This is a genomic window from Pseudomonas chaetocerotis (assembly GCF_015712105.2).
In the GTDB taxonomy this organism is placed as follows: Bacteria; Pseudomonadota; Gammaproteobacteria; order Pseudomonadales; family Pseudomonadaceae; genus Aquipseudomonas; species Aquipseudomonas chaetocerotis.
On the sequence record NZ_JACFYX020000012.1, the window covers coordinates 129,515 to 149,680 of the forward strand.

Genomic DNA, 20,166 nt, shown 5'->3' on the forward strand with positions numbered 1-20,166 from the left:
ACCGTGCCGCCTGCTCCGAAACGGGCTGCGAGGAAAGCCTGTTCTTGAGTATTAGCCATCGCTTGGCACAGCCCTGATGGCTGCTTCGCTGAATCGCTTTGACGCACGGTTCCGCGCGCAGCAGATGTACTCAGGGCTTGAGCGAACCGCATGCATCATTAGCTATTCGCTCTGACGACTTGTGCGACGTTGGAGGATAATCCCAGCATTGCGGTATTTGTGCCGGATCCACGAGGGATGGATTCCCCTGCTTTTTTCCCACTCGAAATAACTATTACCCTCCCGACTAATTAGAACTGCCGCGATAATTGCTGGCTGACGCCAGAACGTTTTTCACTGTCCGCCCACCACGCAGGCAGCCCGTACCAGGAGCTTTAAATGACAGCAGCATCGGAAGCCGGCATCTACCGCAATCCCCCAGAACCTGGCCAGCTCGTCGAAGTGCGGCGGCGGCAGTGGGTAGTGGCCGAGGTGGATGCTTCGACTCAGGGAGCCGAGCGTCAGCACGCAGTTACTCTGTCCTCCATTGGTGAGGATGCCCTGGGTGAGGAGCTCCGGGTGATCTGGGAGATCGAGCCGGGTGCGCACGTCATCGAGCGTGCTGGTCTACCGGCGATCACCGGACAGGATGACTCCGATACGCTGGAGGCCTTCCTTGATGCCGTGCGCTGGGGCGCGGCAACCAATGCGGATCGCGGCTTCCTCCAGGCGCCATTCCGCAGCGGGGTGAGCATCCAGGACTTCCAGCTCGATCCTCTGGTACGCGCCATCGACATGGCCCGGGTGAATCTGCTGATCGCCGACGACGTGGGCCTCGGCAAGACCATCGAAGCTGGCCTGGTCATCCAGGAAATGCTGCTGCGCCATCGGGCGCGTAGCGTGCTGATCGTCTGCCCGGCCTCGCTACAGGAGAAGTGGCGTCTCGAGATGCTGGAGAAGTTTGGTCTCGACTTCCGTATCGTCGACAGCGAGTACATCCGGGAGCTGCGCCGCGAACGCGGTATCCACGCCAATCCGTGGGTATCGCTCCCCCGCCTAATCACCTCCATGGACTGGGCCAAGATGGGCGATGGCCTGCGCGCCTTCCGCGACATCCTGCCGCCGCACATCGGCTATCCGCGCAAGTTCGACATGCTGGTGGTCGACGAAGCGCACAACGTGGCGCCATCGGCCAGCACCCAGTATGCGATCGAGAGCCAACGGACCCGCTTCATCCGCATGATCGCACCGCACTTCCAGCACCACCTGTTTCTGACTGCGACGCCGCACAACGGCTACACCGAGTCCTTCACCTCGCTGCTCGAGCTACTCGACGACCAGCGCTTCGCCCGGAACATAATGCCGGAAACGTTCGAGAAACAGCTGGCCCAGGTGATGATCCGACGCCTAAAGAGCGAGATCACCGACAAGGACGGCCGACCAATCTACGCCAAGCGGCGACTCGAGGCCTTCGCCATCGACTACACCGCCAAGGAGCGCGAGATCCATCGCAAGCTGCAAGCGTTCTGCGCAAGCCGTGAAGCGGCCGCCGACGATGGTGCCGGCGCGACAGGCATCAGCTTCGTCAACCAGCTGCTGCGCAAGCGCCTGTTCTCGTCACCGGCAGCTTTCGCCGTCACGCTGGCGAAGCACGAGGCCACCCTGGAGAGCGGCGGCAACCGCAAGGAGCGCAACGACCTGTCCGAGCGCATCCTGCTCAAGGCCATCCAGCGTGCCGAAGAGGATTACGCCGACGACGCCGAGGTCGAGAGCGCTCAGGGGGAGGCGATTGAAGAAGCCAGTCGCCGGATGCGCTCGCTGAGCGCTGAAGAGCGCCTGCTGTTCGACGACCTGCTCGACTGGGCGCAACAGGCGATGCACCGCCCGGACTCCAAGGCCAACGCTCTGCTCGCCTGGATCGACGAACGACTGAAGACTGATGGCGAGTGGAATGGCAAACGGGTGATCCTGTTCACCGAGTACCGCACCACCCTCGACTGGCTGCACCAGATCCTGGCTTCCCATGACCTGGGCGGGGATCGCCTGATGACCCTGCATGGCGGCATGGATCACGACGATCGGGAGCGGGTGAAGGCCGCCTTCCAGGCTGCGCCGGACGTTTCTCCGGTCCGCATCCTGCTGGCCACCGATGCGGCTTCGGAAGGTATCGACCTCCAGAACCACTGCAATTACCTCATCCATCTGGAGATCCCCTACAACCCCAACGTCATGGAGCAGCGCAACGGCCGTATCGATCGCCATGGCCAGCGCGAGAGCGAGGTGCTGATCTGGCATCCGGTCGACGCGCGCGAGGACGCCGAAGCGGTCGGTGGCCACAAGGACGACATCTTGCGCGCGCTGCGCAAGCTCGACTCCATGCGCGCCGACATGGGCAGCGTGAACCCGGTGATCGCTCCGCAGATGTCCGGATTGATCGAAGGCTCGCTGCGCGAGTTGGACACCCGCATGGCCGAGGCGAAGATCGCCCGCACGCGCCGCTTCGTCCGCAGCGAAAAGGACATCGACAAGCGCGTGGCCAAGCTGCACGAGCGTCTGCTCGAGACTCGCGAGGACTTTCATCTCTCGCCGGAGCACATCCTCAAGACGGTCGAGACCGGACTGGCGCTGGCAGAAAAGCCCGAGCTGAAACCCCTGAAGCTGGATGGCGTCGAGGAGGACAAGGTCTTCGAGCTGCCACCGCTGGGCGGTGCCTGGGAGCGTTGCCGCGAGGGCCTGGCACACCCCTTCACCGGCAAGATCCGCCCGGTGACCTTCGATCACGAGGTCGCCAAGGGCCGTGACGATCTGGTGCTCATCCATCTCAACCACCGCCTGGTGCAGATGTGCCTGCGTCTGTTGCGCGCCCAAGTGTGGGAGCGCGAAGGCAAGAGCCCACTGCACCGCGTGACGGTGCGCGTGCTGCCAGACGATCGCCTGGAGGCGCCCGCCGTCGTGGTGGTGTCCCGTCTGGTCATCACCGGCGGCAATCACCACCGGCTGCACGAAGAGCTGACCGTGGTGGGAGGTTACCTGCGCGAGCGCGGCTTCAAGCGCGAGGAAGCTGTCGGCCGGGTGCAGGCCTGGTTGGACGATGGCCAAGCCTGTCGCCTCAATGACTCGACATTCGAGATGCTCCGATCGCGCTTCGCCACTGCCGAAGGGGCCATCCTCCAAGCTATCGAAGCACGCTCGCGCAATCGCCTGGAGCATCTTGGCAACACTCTGGAGACGCGCCGCCAGAAGGAAGAGGCGGATATCCATGCCGTGCTCGATGAGTTGGAGAAAGCGATCCGTCACGAGCTGGGCAAGGACGAGCAGCCCGAGCAGTTCTCCCTGTTCAGCGAGGACGAACGCACTCAGGTGCGGCGTGACAGCTCCGCCCTGAAAGCCCGCCTGGAGCGCATTCCCAGCGAACGCGAACAGGAGACCCGGGGCATCGCCACGCGCTATGCCGAACCGCAGGATCGCATCTTCCCGGTCGCCGTCATCTTCACCGTACCCGCATCGTTCGCCCAGGGAGACCGTGCATGAAACCCCGTGATATCCACGACGAATGGCTGTCGCTGATTGAGGTCTCCGGCCCCTTCCTCGCCACGCCCGTGCTCGAGCGAGCGTTCTCCACCGGCCTACCGGCGGTCGAGCAGCGCATTCGCCAGTACCTGCGCCAAGCGCATGACGAATGGTGCGAGGCACGCGACAACGAGGATCCGCGCTTCGCCGAGCTGCATCGAGCCTGGATCCACGAAGTGCTCGCACGGGGCCTGGAATACGACGAGGACGATAGCGGCGAACTGCTGCGGCGAGGCGAACGACTGCCCGACTCCGTGCGCGTCACCCTGTCCGAGCATGGCGTCACGCTGGTGCCCGACTACGCGCTGGTATCCAACGACAAGCCGCTGCTGCTGGTGCAGAGCTACCCGGCCGGAACCGATCTCACCGCGACCATGAAGATCGATGGCTGGATCGCCAGCCCCGCCGAGCGTATGGAACGCCTGTGCCGGGCAAGCGGCTGCCGCCTCGGACTGGTCACCGATGGCGAGCGTTGGATGCTGGTCGACGCGCCCGTGGGTGCGGTGGTGACCTATGCCAGTTGGTACGCACGCCTGTGGAGCCAAGAACGCCAGACCCTGCAAGCCTTCGTGGCATTGCTGGGTATCGCCCGCTTCTTCGGCGCCGAGGACGAAACGCTGCCGGCGCTGCTCGACGAATCGCTGCAACACCAGGAGGCGGTGACCGATGCCCTAGGCGAGCAGGTGCGCCGGGCCGTGGAAGTGCTGATTCAGGCGCTGGACAAGGAAGATCGCGACCGCTCCCGTACCCTGCTGCAAGGCGTCGAGCCAGCCGAGCTCTACGAGGCAGGACTGACGATCATGATGCGTCTGGTGTTCCTGCTCTCGGCCGAGGAGCGCGGCCTGCTGCTGATGGGTGACGAGACCTACGAGAGCGACTACGCCATCTCCACCCTGCGCATGCAGTTGCGTCAGGAAACCGAAGAGGTGCTGGAGCACCGCCACGATGCCTGGGCTCGCCTGCTGGCCACCTTCCGCGCGGTCTACGGCGGTATCGAGCATGAGACCCTGCGCCTGCCTGCCTTGGGTGGCTCGCTGTTCGATCCGGATCGTTTTCCCTTCCTGGAGGGCCGTGCCAAGGGCTCCGACTGGAAGATCGATATCGCTCGACCGCTGCCCATCGACAACCGCACTGTGCTGCTCCTGCTGGAAGCCATCCAGCAGTACCAAGGTCGAACCCTGTCCTACCGTGCACTGGACGTGGAGCAGATCGGCTATGTCTACGAAGGCCTGCTGGAGCGTACGGTCACCCGCACCACGCAGGTGACCGTTGAGCTGAGCGCCGGCAAGGGCGCGAAGAAGACCCTGTATGGTCTGGACGAGCTCGAAGTGCTGCATCGCCGTGGTGACGATGCACTGGAGGATGAGCTCTCCGGTGCCGACGCCATCAAACGCAGCGTCAGCGCCATTCGCCGGGATCTCGGGCGTGCCGTCGATGCTGCGGAAGCCAATCGTCTGTTGACCGCTTGCGGCGGGGACGAAACTCTCCGCGATCGCGCACTACCGTTCTTCCATCTGCTGCGCACCGATCCCTGGGGCTATCCACTGATCTACCCGAAGGATGCTTTCATCGTCACCACGGGCAGCGACCGCCGTGAGACGGGGACCCACTACACGCCGAAATCGCTCACCGAAACCATCGTCACCGAGACGCTCACCCCGATCGTCTACGTCGGCCCCGCCGAAGGACTGCCGCGTGCGGAGTGGACGCTCAAGTCGCCCGCCGAACTACTCGACCTGAAGATCTGCGATCCGGCCATGGGCTCGGGTGCCTTCCTCGTGCAAGCCTGCCGCTGGCTGGCCGAGCGACTGGTGGAAGCATGGACGCTGGCCGAAGATCGAGGCGTGACGATCGACGCCGATGGCCGGGTGGCGGACGCTGCTTCTTGTCAGGAGCCGCTGCCAAGCGATACCGAGGCACGCATCACCATCGCTCGCCGCCTGATCGCCGAGCGCTGTCTCTACGGCGTCGACCTGAATCCCTTGGCGGTCGAACTGGCCAAGCTGTCCATCTGGCTGGTGACACTGGCCAAGGGGCGCCCTTTCGGCTTCCTCGACCACAACTTGCGCTGCGGCGACAGCCTGCTCGGCATCCACCGCCTGGATCAGCTCACCGAGCTGTCGATGACCCCCACTGGCCAGGGGCAACTGCGGCTGTTCGGCCAGAACATCGAACGGGCCGTGCGTGAGGCCATCGAGCTGCGAACGCGTCTGCGCGAAATGCCCATCCGCGATATCCGAGATGTGGAGGCTATGGCACACCTGGACGCCGATGCCCGACGCAAGCTCGAAGTGCCGGAATGCATCGCCGATACGTTCATCGGTGCAGTGTTCTCATCAGGCAGTACTGGCTCAGTGTTGGAAAGCGCACTGGCATCCTTGGCCATTCAAGCTGGCCAGGCCATCGATGGTGATCGGGATGTGCTCGCTACGATGCGTCAAAGATCGGCCGTTGCACTCGCGACCGATCTGCCAGCCGATAAATCCGGACGCAGGCCTTTCCATTGGCCTTTGGAGTTTCCGGAGGTGTTCGCGTATGAGCGCGGCGGCTTCGACGGTATCGTCGGCAATCCACCATTCTTGGGAGGAAAACGCATCACCGGTGTCGCTGGCACTGTTTTCCGCGATTGGCTGGTCGCTCACATAGCTGATGGGCGACGCGGCTCGGCGGATCTGGTCGCCTATTTCTTCCTACGGGCTTGGAGTCTTCTGCGTGAGGGGGGCGGCTTCGGGCTGCTCGCCGTCAACACCATCGCGGAAGGCGACACACGGCAGGTCGGGTTGGAAGCCATGGTCGGCGCGGGAGCCACCATCCATTCTGCTTACCCGAACGAGCCATGGCCCGGAAAGGCGGCGGTCGTCACCAGCCGCGTGCATGTGCGCAAGGGCGAGTGGCGGGGCGATCGCTCGCTTCTTGGGCGACCAGCCTCCTTCATTTCGGCCTTCCTTTCCGATCGTGAGGAATGGAGTCCGAGGCGCCTGAAAGCCAACGAGGGAATCGCGTATCAAGGATCGATCGTGCTCGGTATGGGCTTTGTGCTCTCGTCCGATGAGGCGCACCGGATGCTGGACGCCGATCCGAAGAATGCCGAAGTGGTCTTCCCGTACCTCAACGGTGAAGATCTCAATACTGACACGGAGCAACGGCCGAGCCGCTGGGTGATTAATTTTTGGGACTGGCCGGAAGAGCGGGCACAGGAATACGAGTTGCCGTGGCGATGGATCGAAGAGCGGGTGAAGCCGGATCGACAACGCCGTAATGAGCTGGGCGAGTTCGCCCTGCGGAGCCCATTACCTGTCCGTTGGTGGCAGTATGCCGACAAGCGTCCCGCTTTGTATCACGCAATCGGTCGCGGCCACTCATTTGAGCGGCATCCAAAGGAGTGGAACGCCTCGCACCAACAAGATGTGGTCCTGACCTGCTCTCTCGTCTCCAAGTTTCTCAGTTTCGCCGCAGTGGATGCTCAGTGGGTGTATGCGCATAGGCTTGCTGTTTTTGCGACGGACTCAATGACCACCTTCGCGCTGCTGATGTCTTCCATCAATGACGTGTGGGCCCGGAAGAATTCCTCATCCTTGGAAACACGGTTGAACTACTCTCCAAGTGATGCGTTCGAGACTCTGCCACTCTGCGACTTCAGCGACTACTGCCTCAAGGAGATAGCTACTCGTTACGACGCGTCTCGCCGCCTCATTTGCGCTGAGTTCGGGTTGGGCCTGACGGAGATCTATAACCGTTTTCATACCGACACCGAACGCGATCCCCGCATTGAAGGGCTGCGTGCATTGCAGTGCGAAATGGACGCCGCAGTCGCGCGAGCCTATGGCTGGGACGACCTTAACCTCGAGCATGGCTTCCACGAGGTGTCGTACCTACCGGAGAACGACCGCGTCCGCTTCACCATCTCGGAGACAGCTCGCAATGAAGTACTCCAACGGCTGTCGGAGTTGAACCGTCAGCGGTACGAAGAGGAAGTGGCCCAAGGGCTGCATAGCGGCAGTTCGAAACGATCCTCTCCTCGCACTCCGCGTACCAACCGAACCAGTAGTGCAACCCCGGTCCAAGCCGGGTTGGATTTCAATGCAGCGCCGATGCCCACCGTGAATGGCTCGAACCCGACGGCGAAAATTCTCGGATTCCTTGAGGCAAACCAGGGCTGGCATGCTAAGTCAGATATCCTCGAAGTGACTGGTATCCCGACTGCGCAGTGGAACGCCACGATCGCCAGCCTGATAGCCGAGGGCAAGGTCGAACGCCAGGGGGAAAAACGTGGCACTCGGTATCGCCTCGTCGGGGAGGCGCACTGATGGAGAACCAACGCTATCCGGTAGATCTGATCGTTTCGGCCCAGGACTTCACGAGCTGCGGCTGGAAGGAAGTGCTGGAACAGACCGCACGTGAGGGTTATTCGGCCATGTGGCAGACGCTCTCCGCTGCCGCACGCACGGCCATGGAAGAAGGTCGCGAAAAGCATGGAAAGGTGCTCTGGTTACTGGCGGACGCCTCATCGATGATGCTGGTGCCGGCGAGCCAGAACGAACCGTTCAAACCTATCGCAGTGTTCCATGATCGCAGGTCTGTGATCCCGGACGATTTGACCGACTCGGATATCGCTTTCTTCAGTGAGCTCATCGACTCGATCGATGATATCTGGTTGAAGGCCCGACTTGCCGATCTGTGTTGGTTGAAGCGAAAGCCCAAGTTAGTGGCTCATGCTCTGGCGGCCATCGATGCCTACAGGACCATTCCGCTGGACACGGAGACTTGGGTTCGGGGTGGCAGGGAATGCTGGGGACGCGCCATCAGCCTCGCGCGGATGCTGAAAGCCGGCGCAGGAGATCGGGTGCAACAAATGGAGGCTGCGATCCTAGCCGTCCTCGATGCGGCGGGGCATCAGGACGGTTTCCTCGGGCTCTGGCTCGCCGATCTGCTGAAAACGAACGGCATGGCGCGAGATTGCCGAACCGACATCGCCAAACGGTTGGAATCCTTGGCCCGGGATTTCGATAGCACGGGTGATATGCACCGCGCGCGCGAGTACTTCTCAGTGGCTTCGGACTGGTACCGACTCTCAGCTGACGAATCGAAAGCGGCCGAGATGACCGTGTCCGTTGCCGAAGGGTGGGTCAAAGAGGCCATCGCTCAGACCTCATTGAGCACTCCGAGTCACATGGTAGCTGCGAGCTTTTACGAGAACGCCATTCAGACCTATCGGTCGGTTCCAAGAACGGAGCGGGCCGCATTCCGCGTAGACGATAGGATCGCTGAGCTGCGGACACACCTCAGCGACTCCGGCGAGAAGGCGCTGGGCGAGATGGGAGTGATCAGCACGCCGGGGGTCGACATCTCCGAACTCGTGGAAAACGCGCGCAAAGCCGTCAGCGGCAAGTCGCCGATCGATGCACTGAAGGCGTTCGCCAACCTGCACCGGGGCGCACGGGTGGATACGCTGCGCAAGGGTGCCATCGATCGGATGCAACAGTTCCCTTTGCAATCCCTTTTCGCTGCGACCGTCATGAGCCGGGATGGACGAGTCATTGCCAAACGCCCCGCCATGAATATCGGGAGCGAAGCCACGGATTCAGACGAGATTGCCATTCGCGCCGGGATGATTCAGGACTACGGAATCCTCGTCCACATCGTCGTCCAGGGAGACATTTGGCCTGCGCTTGAGACCATGCTGCTGGAGCACCGCTTGCGCGAAGCGGATTTCATCGATCTGGCTCGCAACTCACCCATCGTTCCTAAAGGGCGAGAGGGACTCTTTGGTAAGGCTCTGTTCTGCGGCTACGAGCGAGATTTCGTTTCGGCGCTGCACCTGCTCATCCCGCAGATTGAGCACATGGTGCGGGTCCACCTCAAACAGGCTGGTGCGAAGACGACCAATCTCGACCAGGATGGCATCGAGAACGAGAACGGGATGAGCACCCTGATGGACTTGCCGGAAGCGGAAACCGTTTTTGGCAAAGACCTCACATTCGAGCTGAAGACGCTTTTCTGCGATGCCTTCGGACCGAACCTTCGCAATGAGCTCGCTCACGGTCTGCTTGACGAGGATTCTTGCCATTCCCCATATGCAATTTACGCGTGGTGGTTGGGCATGAGGCTTGTATTCAACACCTGGTGGAATGCGGCGTATACCACTGACGCAGAGACGGGGTCTGATTCTGATGACTGAGCAATACAAGATGACGGTCGACCTCAATGTGCTCGACCATCTCGGGATCAACCTCTATAGCAACATCGCGGCCGTCCTGACCGAAGCTGTCGCCAACGCATGGGATGCGGATGCCGAAACCGTCGAGATCAGAATCGACCCTGACGCTCAGTGGATAGAAATAGAGGACGATGGAATTGGCCTCTCGATCGACGACATGAACGCCAAGTATCTGCGCGTGGGCTATCGACGGCGTGACGAAGATCCGGAGCATGGTCGGGTGACTGCAAAAGGTCGCCCCGTCATGGGCCGGAAAGGGCTGGGCAAGCTTTCCTTGTTTTCCGTCGCGAAAGTCATCGAAGTCCAGTCCGCGAAAGATGGAGCATCCCATGGGCTGCGGATGTCGGTGGAAGGCATCGAAGCATCGGTGCAGAGGAAGGAGCTCTACTACAGTCCTACCCCCCTGGCGGATGACGCGATCACCGTCACGAAGGGGACGCGAATCGTTCTTCGCGAAATCAATCGCCAGCGCCTCGGCAAGAGCGTCACTGCGCTGCGCAAACGCCTGGCTCGACGCTTTTCGGTCATTGGGGAAGCTCACCGCTTCAAAATTCTCGTCGATGGGCATCCCATCTCGACGGACGAGCGCGGGGACCTCCCGGTGGTGCAGTTCCTTTGGAGTCTGGGCGACTCCGAAATCGAGCTGGGCTCCGCGAAGGGACTGCTCGAGCGAGAAGCGCTCTCCGACCGCCTGGATGCCTGGGATACGGACTGGCGAGTGACAGGCTGGATCGGAACAGCCGGCCAGCCCAAGCAATTGGACAGTGAGGATGCGGGTAACCTCAATGGGATCGTCGTGTTCGCTCGTGGACGGCTGTTCCACGAGAACATTCTCGACAAGCTGAACGATGGGCGCCTGTATACCAAGTACCTCACAGGCCAGATCGAAGCGGACTTTCTCGATGCCGATGATCAGCCCGACATCGCTACCAGCGATCGCCAAAGAGTCCAGGAGGACGATCCCCGCTATATCCAGCTCATCGCTTTCTTGAAATCACGGCTGGCACAGGTCGAGAAGCGCTGGAGCGAATGGCGCCGCAAGCATGAGGTCGAGAAAGCCAAGGAGACCTCGCCCAAACTAGCCGAGTGGCTCGATGGGCTCAACCCTGGCCTCAAGAAGAGCGCTGAAACGCTCATTTCCAAACTCAGCGCTCTGCCGGTCGACGACGAGGAAGATCGGAAAGTTCTTTATCGTCACGGCATCCTGGCTTTTGAGCGGATGCAATTGCGCGGTTCGACGGAGGAACTGGCTCGACATGTCGACAGCGTCGAGAAGCTCCTGACCATACTCGCCGATCGAGACTCTCTGGAGGCCTCATTATATCGAGACATCGTCAAGTCGAGACTCGAGGCGATTAGCGAATTCAAGAGTCTGATTGATGAGGACGCCAAGGAAAAGGTGCTCCAGAAATATCTGTTCGACCATCTCTGGCTACTGGATCCAGGTTGGGAGCGCGCTACGGACAGCCCCATCATGGAGTCTCGCCTGATTGAGGAAGGGATCTTCACCGACGACATGACCAAGAAAGAAGAGCTTGGCCGGGTCGACATCGCCTATCGCACGAACGCTGGCAAACACATCATCGTCGAGCTCAAGAAGGCGGGCCGGAAGATGAGACTGCTGGAGTTGCAGGAGCAGGGGCAAACCTACGTCGACAAATTGCGCAAGATACTGGCGCAGATGGGCAGAACCTCCCCCGATATCGAAGTGGTGTTCGTCTTGGGCAAAACCGTGGATGAAGAGATCTCGAACCCGGAGCGGCTGAAGTCATCGATGGCCGCTATCTCACCTGGTAGCCGAATCAGGCATTACGACGAGCTGATCCAGGGGGCTCAGGAGGCTTATTCCGCGTACATCGAGAAAACCAAGAAGCTCGACAAGCTGGAAGATATCGTCAACGGGATTTGAGGCATGACCATGGATGACCGCAAGAACGAAAGAGCTCCGGAAGCCTGGATCGTCGTCGATCGAGAGCCGGAGCGTGATGCACGCCTGAAGGACAAAGGCATCCGCCTGAAGGGCCGACATAAAGCTCTGCGCGAAGGTGCCTGGGTATTGGTGCTGGCTACGGACGGGCGTATCCAGCGCATTGGCCAGGTGCTGCGCATCCGCATCGACGTGGACAGCACTGCGCTCTACTTCGACAAGGCGCGAACTATCGAACAGCAGGTATCCATCGGCGCGACAGGCCTGGTGCCGCCGAGTACAGGCAGTATCGTGCCCGTGCCCTGGACCGAGTTCGCCGAAGCCATTCCGCGCGCCCTTAGCATCACGCTGGCGGATGTGCCCACGATTGAGGACGAGGCCTACATCCGGGAGCTGTTGCAGCTGGCGATCATGGACGATCTGCTCGGCCCGGCCGGTGGCCCCGAGGAGCTCATCGTCGACATGAGCGTCCGCGACCGTTACCTGGTGGGCAAGCTGGCACCGATGGAGAACGCCGAGCGTGGTGAGGATCTCCCGCCAGCCGAGCGCAAGGACGAAGAACAGCCCGATGACCTCGTACCGAAAGGGCTGAAGCCCGGGCTCGAGCCGGAAAAGGTTTCCGATGGTGCCGAAAGCGAGTCTGGCGAGGAGCTGGATCTCACCTCCAACCAATCGCTGGTGCCCTCCAGCATGGGCTTCACCTTCTGCGTCGATGGTCGGGCCGAAACTCTGGATGTCGCCGTCGCCTGGGGGCGTTACGAGCGGATCGAGTCGGACGACCCTGCCCATGCCCGCGTGCACAAGAAGACCGGCAAGGTGATCAAGGCCAAGGTCTGGAAGCGCATTCCCTCCTTCAAGCGCGTGTCGCTGGCGCTGACCGATGGCGTCATCACGCCGGTCGAGCTGGACGACACGCATCCCGAGATTCGCTTGCAGGGCGCGGTGCGACCGCTCAACGAAAAAGGCGAACGCCTGATCACCCTGTTCATCGTCAACGGCCAGAAGGAACCGAAGGAGAACCGCGATGCGGCCTGGGTGTTCCAGCCGGAGATCGTCGTTCGCGCGAGCGAAGGGAGTCCATCCAAGGCGATCTTCTGCCGCCGCCCGGCATTCGAGGCGGAGGGCAGCGATCTGGACGATCCGGACCTACGCGAACGCCTCGCACTGGAAATGATCTACCGCGAGCGGGTCGAGTTCGCCGTGGGGCATGGCGTATCCGTGCATGCCGTCACGGAAGATGACGCTACCCGTGCGACCGAACTGCGTACCGTGGTGATGCCGCAATACGAGGTGCCCTTCACCGAGACGCCTGGTGGCGAAGCCGAGGACCGCCAGGCGATGCGCCAGATGCTGACCGACGGCTCGCTGGACATGCTGCGCCTGGCGAAGATGTCCCAGGAGGAGCTGGTCGCCACGCTCAGCGTACTGACCGACGACTACGCGGCCTGGATCGAAGAGCAGCGCGCACGCATCGGAAGCGAAGTCGCGGAGTATGCCCAGCAGGCGGAAGAAGCGATGGATCGGTGCGAGGCGATCATGCTGCGGCTGCGGGAGGGCGTTCGCCTGTTGGCCGAGAGCTCCGAGGCACTGGCCGCCTTCCAATTCGCCAACCAGGCCATGGGCCTCCAGCGAATCCATAGCAGATACGCTCTGGAGCGACGGCGCGGCAAGCGCATCGAGGTCGCGGAGCTCGCAAAGGACGCCAGGAACTACTCGTGGCGCCCGTTCCAGCTGGCCTTCCTGCTCCTTTCCATCCCCGGACTCACCGATCCCCGGCATGCCGATCGGATCAAGCCACTCCAGGCGCACGCCGACCTGCTGTGGTTTCCGACCGGTGGTGGCAAGACCGAGGCCTATCTCGGCGTCGCGGCCTTCACCATGGCCATCCGTCGCATGCAGGGAAATCTCGGCGGTTACGACGCATCGCGCGGCTTGGCAGTGATCATGCGCTACACCCTGCGCCTGCTCACCTTGCAGCAGTTCCAGCGTGCCACAGCCCTGATCTGCGCGATGGAGCACATCCGCCGGACCGCGCTCGCCAAGGGCGACAGGTCTCTGGGCGAGGTGCCTTTCACCATTGGGCTCTGGGTCGGCAACAAGGTGGCACCAGGTAAGACCGATGACAGCCATGCGTTCGTGGAAGCCATTCGTGCCGAGAGATACACCGCCGGAATGACTTCACCAGCGCAACTGACGAGCTGTCCATGGTGCGGCTCCGAAATCGCTCCCGGCCGGGATATCGACGTCGACAGGGTGGTCAAGCGCACGGCGATCTACTGCGGAGACAAGCAAGGCAAGTGCGACTTCTCGCGTGGGCGCTCGAGCAAACTGGCGCATCCTGGTCTGCCGGTCATGGTGGTCGATGAGGAGATGTACCATCGCCCTCCGTCCATGATGATCGCCACCGTGGACAAATTCGCGATGATGGCTTGGCGTGGGGACGTGCGGAACCTGTTCGGTCATGTATCCAGGGAGTGCTCGCGGCACGGCCTGCTGTGGCCTGGTGCCGATTGCAATACCGGCCACACGGCCGCGAAGGGGCATCCTGCCGCGAAGGTCACGACGGTTTCGCCGGTACGGCCACCGGACCTGATCATCCAGGACGAGTTCCACCTGATCAGCGGTCCGCTCGGCACTATGGTCGGCCTCTACGAAAGCGCGGTCGATGAGCTGTGCAGCTGGACGCTGGACGGGCAGCCCATCCGGCCGAAGGTGGTCGCTTCGACGGCGACCGTGCGCAGAGCCCACCAGCAGGTGAGCAACGTATTCATGCGCCATGTCGCGGTCTTCCCACCCCATGGCCTGGATGTGGAGGACAACTTCTTCTCGGTTCAGCGCCCGATCGAGAAGCGCTCGGGTCGCCGCTATCTGGGGATATGCGCCCCCGGCAGCTCTCGCCCTGCCATGCTGATTCGCGTCTACACCGCAGCGATGACCGCCGCTCAGGGGCTGTTCGAGCGCTTCGGCAGTCTGGCCGACCCTTACATGACGATGGTCGGCTACTTCAATTCGTTGCGCGAGCTCGGCGGCATGAAGCGCCTGGCCGAGGACGACGTGCAGACTCGTGCATACCGTGTGCAGATGAGCCTGGTCGAGCGGCCGGGGCTGGCGCAGCGCAGCATCATGAACATCCGTGAGCTGACTTCACGCGTTTCCAACCAGGATATTCCCAAGTATCTCGATCAGCTCGAGGTGAAGTTCGAGCCCGAGTGGGATGCGAGCCAGGGCAAATACCTGTGCCGCTGGGACGAAAAAGACAAGGGCAAGCCACGCCCCATCGACATCGTGCTGGCCACCAACATGCTCTCTGTCGGTGTCGACGTGAATCGACTCGGCATCATGGCCGTCAATGGCCAGCCGAAGGGCACTGCAGAGTACATCCAGGCCACCAGTCGGGTCGGTCGCCAGTCTCCCGGTCTGGTCTGCACCGTACTGACCTGGGCCAAGCCGCGCGATCTCTCCCATTACGAGACGTTCGAGCATTACCACGCGACCTTCTACAAGCACGTCGAAGCCCAGTCGGTCACGCCGTTCTCGCCCAGAGCGCTGGACCGGGGCCTCACCGGAGCGATGCTGTCGTTGATGCGCGGCAAGTACGACGATTTCGCTCCGAACGTTGGCGCCGAGAACCTGCAAAAGGCCGATCAGCTGGAAATGCAGCAGGTTCAGCAGGTACTGAAAATGCGTGGCGGCAACGTGGCGGATTCGAAATCGGAACAGCTGATCGGAAGCATGCTGAAGCAGCGCGCCGATGAGTGGGTAAAAGCCGTGATGCAAGGCAATCGACTGCTCGCTTACGAGAAGCGAGGCCAGGGCATGGATCTTACGGCCCCGTTGATCAAAACCCCTGGCGTGAAGCCTTGGGACAATTGGACGGTGCCGATGTCGATGCGAGAGGTAGAGCCAGGCGTCAACCTGGTGATGAACTCTTCGAAATTCCAGGATGAACCGGCGTGGAAAGCTCGGCCCGCCGTGAGCGATAAGGACGAATGAACATGGCGAACGAAAAGACCGTCGTCGGCTCGGTACGACCCAGCCAGTTGTTGTGGACCTATGGACCTGGCGCCCTCGTCGATCTGCCGAACCTGTCGGTGATCACCTCGGGCATCGATATCTGGCAGAAGGAGCGCTGTGCGGTCATCACCGAAGCACGCCTGCTGGCTGCGGTGCAGCAGAGGCTGGGGGCGCAGGTCGAATCGCTTCGCATGGCACCGTTCAGCAAGAGCGAGACCTCCGACCGGCTCTCCGCCGAAGCCAGAGTCGGCGTACCGGTTCGCCCCTTCCCGCGCTGGCTGCGCTGCGTGAAGTGCGGGCTGCTGGCACCTTACGACAATGGTCTGTTCGAGCTGAAAGAGAATCCCTATCGCCCAGAGTCGACTCGTTTCGTGCATGCTGGTTGCCGAGGTTCGGACGGTAAACTTCCACCCAAAGATGCTGACGCGGTCCCCGCTCGTATGCTGCTGGCCTGCCGGAACGGACATCTGGACGACTTCCCCTGGCACTGGTTCGTGCATAGCGGTCCCAGCACTTGCAGGGGAACCCTGCGCTTCTTCGAGAGCGGCGCTTCCCTCCAGACGGAAAATCTGTGGGTCAGGTGTGACAAATGCGAAGCAGCAAAGAGCCTGGCACAGGCCTTCGGCAAGGCGGGCAAGGAAAATCTGCCTGGTTGCCGGGGCAGACACCCGCATCTCGATCGCTTCGACCATGAGTGCGACGAGGATGCACGAGCCGTTCTGCTGGGAGCGACGAACAGCTGGTTCCCGGTATCCATATCCGCTCTCGCCATACCACGACCGAATGCATCGCCATTGCAGCAGATCATCATCGACCACTGGGATGACTTCGCCGATGTCGAGGATGTCGGTGAGCTGAAGGGGACCATCAAGGCCCTCACGAAGCGCGGCGAGGCCGCCGGCCTCGACGCTCACACCCCAGAGGTCGTCTGGGCGGCGATCGAAGCTCATCGCTCAGGGGCTGACGCTGAAGACGAGGACGAACCGGATATCAAGGGGCCGGAGTGGCGGGTGCTGACCGACCCGACTCCGGTGAACGACTATCCCAACTTTCTCTCCGAAGAAACGGCCCCTCCGGCGTCCTTCCAGTCCGTCATCGCGCGCGTGCTGCTCCTGAAACGCCTGCGCGAAGTGAATGCGCTACTGGGCTTCACGCGCGTGGAGTCTCCCGACGAGATCGGCGTTGCTGGCTCGGGTCCGGTTTCGGCCCCCCTGTCGTCATCCAGGCCGGACTGGATACCTGCCAACCAGGTTCATGGCGAAGGCATCTTCATCCAGTTCGACGAGGCTGCGATCGCCGCATGGGAGCAGAACCCTGCCGTGCAACAGGCCGACGCTCGCTTGCGAGGCGGGCACAAAGGGTGGCGGAACCGGCGTGATCTCAGCCCTGCCGAAGCTGGTTATCCGGGGGCGCGCTATGTGCTGTTGCACACCTTGGCGCACCTACTGATCCGCGAGCTGGCACTCGAGTGCGGGTACAACGCAGCGAGCATTCGCGAGCGGATCTATGCGAGCGTGAATGAGGACGGCAATCAGGCCGGCTTCATCATCTACACCGCCGCAGCCGACTCCGACGGCACCTTGGGGGGGCTGGTGGAGCTGGGTAAACCGGAGAATCTTGAGCGACTGCTCACGCAGGCACTGCGCCGGGCACGGATCTGCTCCTCCGATCCACTCTGCGCCGAGCACGATCCACAGAAGGATCAGAGCCTGCACGCAGCAGCTTGCCATGCCTGTTCTTTCGTCGCGGAAACCTCATGCGAGTCCAGCAACCGATACCTCGATCGAGCGATGGTCGTACCCACGGTACAGAACGCGGCGACAGCTTTCTTCCAGGACGCTTGAGATGCAGGAACTGCTGAAGGCGATCTCTGCGCTGGTATCGATCGTCTCCGCTGACCGGGTCGCTGCTCTGGCGGCTCGGATCAGCAACCTTGACGCTTCGAAAGGTGGAAGCCTGAGTGCCAACGTCCAGTCTGCGCAGGCGAGCGATGCGCTCAAGACGCTGATCGAAGCTTGGAAAGTATCCACCATCGATGGTCGAGCGCTGGCGGCCATGCTCCTGGCTGCCAGCGACGCCTATCGTCTGGCCGAGAGCAGCCAGCAGGTCGAGCTGGTATGGACAGGCCCGACCACCGAGCTGGTTCCTGCACGAAGGACCGAGCAGGCGCTGATCCAGGTGATCGATGCGGCGCGGCAACGGCTGTTCATCACCAGCTACGTCGCCTACGACATCGAATCCATCGCCAGGGCACTGAGGTCGGCGGCCGAGCGGGATGTCCGGATCGATTTCCTGGTGGAGATGTCGAGCGCACAGGGAGGCAAGGTCAGTACGGACCCGATCGCCAACCTGCGTAAGATCGTTCCCGACGCGAACTTCTACGTTTGGAAGAACAAGGCCGCAGCTTTCGTGAATGGCAGCGTGCATGCGAAGGTCGCCGTCGCCGATCGGACGCTTTGCTTCATCACCAGCGCCAACCTCACCGGCTATGCCATGGACCAGAATATGGAAGCTGGGGTTCTCGTTTCAGGAAAGCAGCTGCCTGACCAATTGCATCGCCACCTGGAGGCGCTTGTAGTCACGGGAGTGATCGCACCAGCCGGGGTCTGATGGGGAAACGAATGTCACGCAGCGACATCATGAGGGCGGTGAAGCATGCGCATACCGCACCAGAAATCATCGTACGCCAGATGCTGCATGCACTAGGGCTCAGGTTCAGACTCCAGCGCCGCGATCTACCGGGCTCTCCGGACATCGTCATGCCCCGATTCCGTACGGCCATCTTCGTCCATGGCTGTTTCTGGCACCGCCATCCCGGCTGCCGCTATGCGACCACCCCCAAGACCCGCCAGGAATACTGGCTGCCCAAGTTCATGGCGAATGTCGAGCGGGACGCCCGAAAGGAGGCCCAGCTACGCGAGCTGGGCTGGAGGGTCTTGGTCGTATGGGAGTGCGAGACACGCGGTCGTGGAGAGCTGGTGACGCGCCTCAGGCACGAATTCGGTCTTCCTGAGCAGGCTGCTGATCCGAGCCAAACGCCCTGACGTGGCGCACCAGGCTTTCGCCGATCACTTCGCCCAAGCGCACCGGAACTGCATTTCCGATCATCCGGCCGACGGATTTGAAGTTGATCTTATCGGGCGGGAGGAAGACGTAGTCCTTCGGGAACGATTGCAGAATCGCCGCTTCGCGCAGGGAGATCGCCCTGTGCTGGTTCGGGTGACCGAAGCGGCCATTGCCGAAACCGTAGCAAAGGGTGGTCATCGTCGGACTGGGCTCTTCCGCCTTCATGCGACCGTAGACGCTCGGGTAAGTCTTGCCACTGGCCTTGCGGTGGCAATCGGCAACCAGGTGCGGCGGCCAATCTTTCCAGGTGCCGCCAGGCTTGGAGTGAACGATTCTCTTTAGGTTGAGGTATGACAGCGCAGCCGCCCTGTGCAGCGGATCATCCGGGTGGCATTCACCGGCAGCGATAGGAGGTAGCTTACCTATCGCTTCCTCTACGCTGACCGGCTGCCCTTTGTGAGTCGGCTCAATGAGTACGATGGGACCCAGTTTCGATGCCAGCAGGACATGCCTGCGACGCTGTTGCGGTAGCCCATAGTCGACACAGTGAACACGGCCTTCCCAGATCTCGTAGCCCTGTGCTCGCAAACCAGCGACGAAGTCGTGATAGACCTCATGCTTGGTCACGTCCGGTACGTTCTCCATCGTGACCAGATGAGGCTGCGTTTCCTCGATCAACCGGCGGAAGGCATAGAGCAGCGGCCATTTGCGGTCGTTACGGGTGTCCTTACCCTGGTTGTAGGTGGAGAACGGCTGGCAAGGGGCGCAACCGGCGAGCAGCCTGTAGCGTCCCGGGCGATACCAAGCTCGTAGCTCATCCGCTTCGACGCTCGTGACGTCCTTGGCGACGAACGCAGCACCGTTGTTCTCGGTGTAGGCGTACTCGCATTGACGCTCGATGTCGTAGCCGGCGCGTACGGCGATGCCGGCCGCACGCATGCCAGCGGTCAGGCCCCCAGCGCCACAGAAAAGGTCAACGGCATCGATCATGGTCAGAAATCCCCCTAGTGTGGTGCATTCTAAACTTTTGCGGGACAGAAGATCGAGGAGGAAAGAGCAGTCCTCTTCGCCTGAAGTGGTGGCGGGGCCTCGCGGCCCCGCCATCACTTCAGTTGTTGAGCAGGTCCTCCAGCTTCGCGATCAGGAAATCCAGCGGGCTGCGGCCTTCAAGGCGCTTTTCGAAGACCTCGTTGCGGTGGTAGGCAACCCAGGTATCGAGTGCCTGACGGTTGTCCTTCTCGAAACCGGATCCAAGAATGCAGATCAACTCGGTTCCGCGAGGATTCTCAAGGTAGTGGCCCATGGCCGAGGCCAAATGCTTCAAGTACTGGTGTTCACGAGCTTCCATCGCCGGATGCAGGTGCGTGACGTTGCTGCGCTTGATCAGTTTCAT

Annotated in this window: 10 protein-coding genes; 8 read left to right on the forward strand and 2 right to left on the reverse strand. The window is 61.7% G+C overall.

Going from position 1 to position 20,166, the window contains the following annotated elements:
* The first annotated feature begins 378 nt into the window (after window positions 1–378).
* From drmD to H3221_RS20405, 8 genes are read left to right on the forward strand one after another with little or no spacing between them, the layout of a single operon-like run.
* Window positions 379–3,510, forward strand: a complete 3,132-nt coding sequence (gene drmD / locus H3221_RS20370) for a DISARM system SNF2-like helicase DrmD (protein WP_134587590.1) — start codon at window positions 379–381, stop codon at window positions 3,508–3,510.
* Window positions 3,507–7,856, forward strand: coding sequence for an Eco57I restriction-modification methylase domain-containing protein (locus H3221_RS20375; RefSeq protein WP_132911515.1), 4,350 nt, complete (start codon window positions 3,507–3,509; stop codon window positions 7,854–7,856). The genes drmD and H3221_RS20375 overlap by 4 nt, the downstream gene beginning before the upstream one ends.
* Window positions 7,856–9,727 (forward strand): DUF4209 domain-containing protein, encoded by a 1,872-nt coding sequence (locus tag H3221_RS20380; protein ID WP_132911514.1) that lies wholly within the window; start codon window positions 7,856–7,858, stop codon window positions 9,725–9,727. The genes H3221_RS20375 and H3221_RS20380 overlap by 1 nt, the downstream gene beginning before the upstream one ends.
* Window positions 9,720–11,675 carry a BbrUII/HgiDII family restriction enzyme gene (locus H3221_RS20385; RefSeq protein ID WP_132911513.1) on the forward strand — a complete coding sequence of 652 codons (1,956 nt, stop codon included), beginning with the start codon at window positions 9,720–9,722 and terminating at the stop codon, window positions 11,673–11,675. The genes H3221_RS20380 and H3221_RS20385 overlap by 8 nt, the downstream gene beginning before the upstream one ends.
* Window positions 11,676–11,678: 3 nt before the next feature.
* A complete protein-coding gene (gene drmA, locus H3221_RS20390; RefSeq protein ID WP_134587591.1) occupies window positions 11,679–15,686 on the forward strand; it encodes a DISARM system helicase DrmA in 4,008 nt (1,335 codons plus the stop codon).
* A gap of 2 nt (window positions 15,687–15,688) precedes the next feature.
* Window positions 15,689–17,551 carry a DUF1998 domain-containing protein gene (gene drmB, locus H3221_RS20395; protein WP_207942731.1) on the forward strand — a complete coding sequence of 621 codons (1,863 nt, stop codon included), beginning with the start codon at window positions 15,689–15,691 and terminating at the stop codon, window positions 17,549–17,551.
* 1 nt (window position 17,552) lies between these two features.
* Window positions 17,553–18,317 carry a DISARM system phospholipase D-like protein DrmC gene (gene drmC, locus H3221_RS20400; protein ID WP_134587592.1) on the forward strand — a complete coding sequence of 255 codons (765 nt, stop codon included), beginning with the start codon at window positions 17,553–17,555 and terminating at the stop codon, window positions 18,315–18,317.
* A gap of 11 nt (window positions 18,318–18,328) precedes the next feature.
* The gene (locus H3221_RS20405) at window positions 18,329–18,751 is read left to right on the forward strand and encodes a very short patch repair endonuclease (RefSeq protein WP_132911509.1); all 423 of its coding nucleotides are present in this window, start codon (window positions 18,329–18,331) and stop codon (window positions 18,749–18,751) included.
* Here H3221_RS20405 and H3221_RS20410 read toward each other — a convergent pair.
* On the reverse strand, window positions 18,696–19,763 hold the full coding sequence (locus tag H3221_RS20410; protein WP_430522181.1) for a DNA cytosine methyltransferase: 1,068 nt from the start codon (window positions 19,761–19,763) through the stop codon (window positions 18,696–18,698). The two genes, H3221_RS20405 and H3221_RS20410, sit on opposite strands and share 56 nt — an antisense overlap.
* A 118-nt stretch (window positions 19,764–19,881) precedes the next feature.
* Complete coding sequence (locus H3221_RS20415) at window positions 19,882–20,166, reverse strand: hypothetical protein (protein WP_132911508.1); 285 nt, start codon at window positions 20,164–20,166, stop codon at window positions 19,882–19,884.

Coding starts and splice junctions, on each gene's coding strand:
- drmD (WP_134587590.1), top strand. CDS start 379: ATGACAGCAGCATCGGAAGCCGGCATCTACCGCAATCCCCCAGAACCT.
- H3221_RS20375 (WP_132911515.1), top strand. CDS start 3,507: ATGAAACCCCGTGATATCCACGACGAATGGCTGTCGCTGATTGAGGTC.
- H3221_RS20380 (WP_132911514.1), top strand. CDS start 7,856: ATGGAGAACCAACGCTATCCGGTAGATCTGATCGTTTCGGCCCAGGAC.
- H3221_RS20385 (WP_132911513.1), top strand. CDS start 9,720: ATGACTGAGCAATACAAGATGACGGTCGACCTCAATGTGCTCGACCAT.
- drmA (WP_134587591.1), top strand. CDS start 11,679: ATGACCATGGATGACCGCAAGAACGAAAGAGCTCCGGAAGCCTGGATC.
- drmB (WP_207942731.1), top strand. CDS start 15,689: ATGGCGAACGAAAAGACCGTCGTCGGCTCGGTACGACCCAGCCAGTTG.
- drmC (WP_134587592.1), top strand. CDS start 17,553: ATGCAGGAACTGCTGAAGGCGATCTCTGCGCTGGTATCGATCGTCTCC.
- H3221_RS20405 (WP_132911509.1), top strand. CDS start 18,329: ATGTCACGCAGCGACATCATGAGGGCGGTGAAGCATGCGCATACCGCA.
- H3221_RS20410 (WP_430522181.1), bottom strand. CDS start 19,763: ATGATCGATGCCGTTGACCTTTTCTGTGGCGCTGGGGGCCTGACCGCT.
- H3221_RS20415 (WP_132911508.1), bottom strand. CDS start 20,166: ATGAAACTGATCAAGCGCAGCAACGTCACGCACCTGCATCCGGCGATG.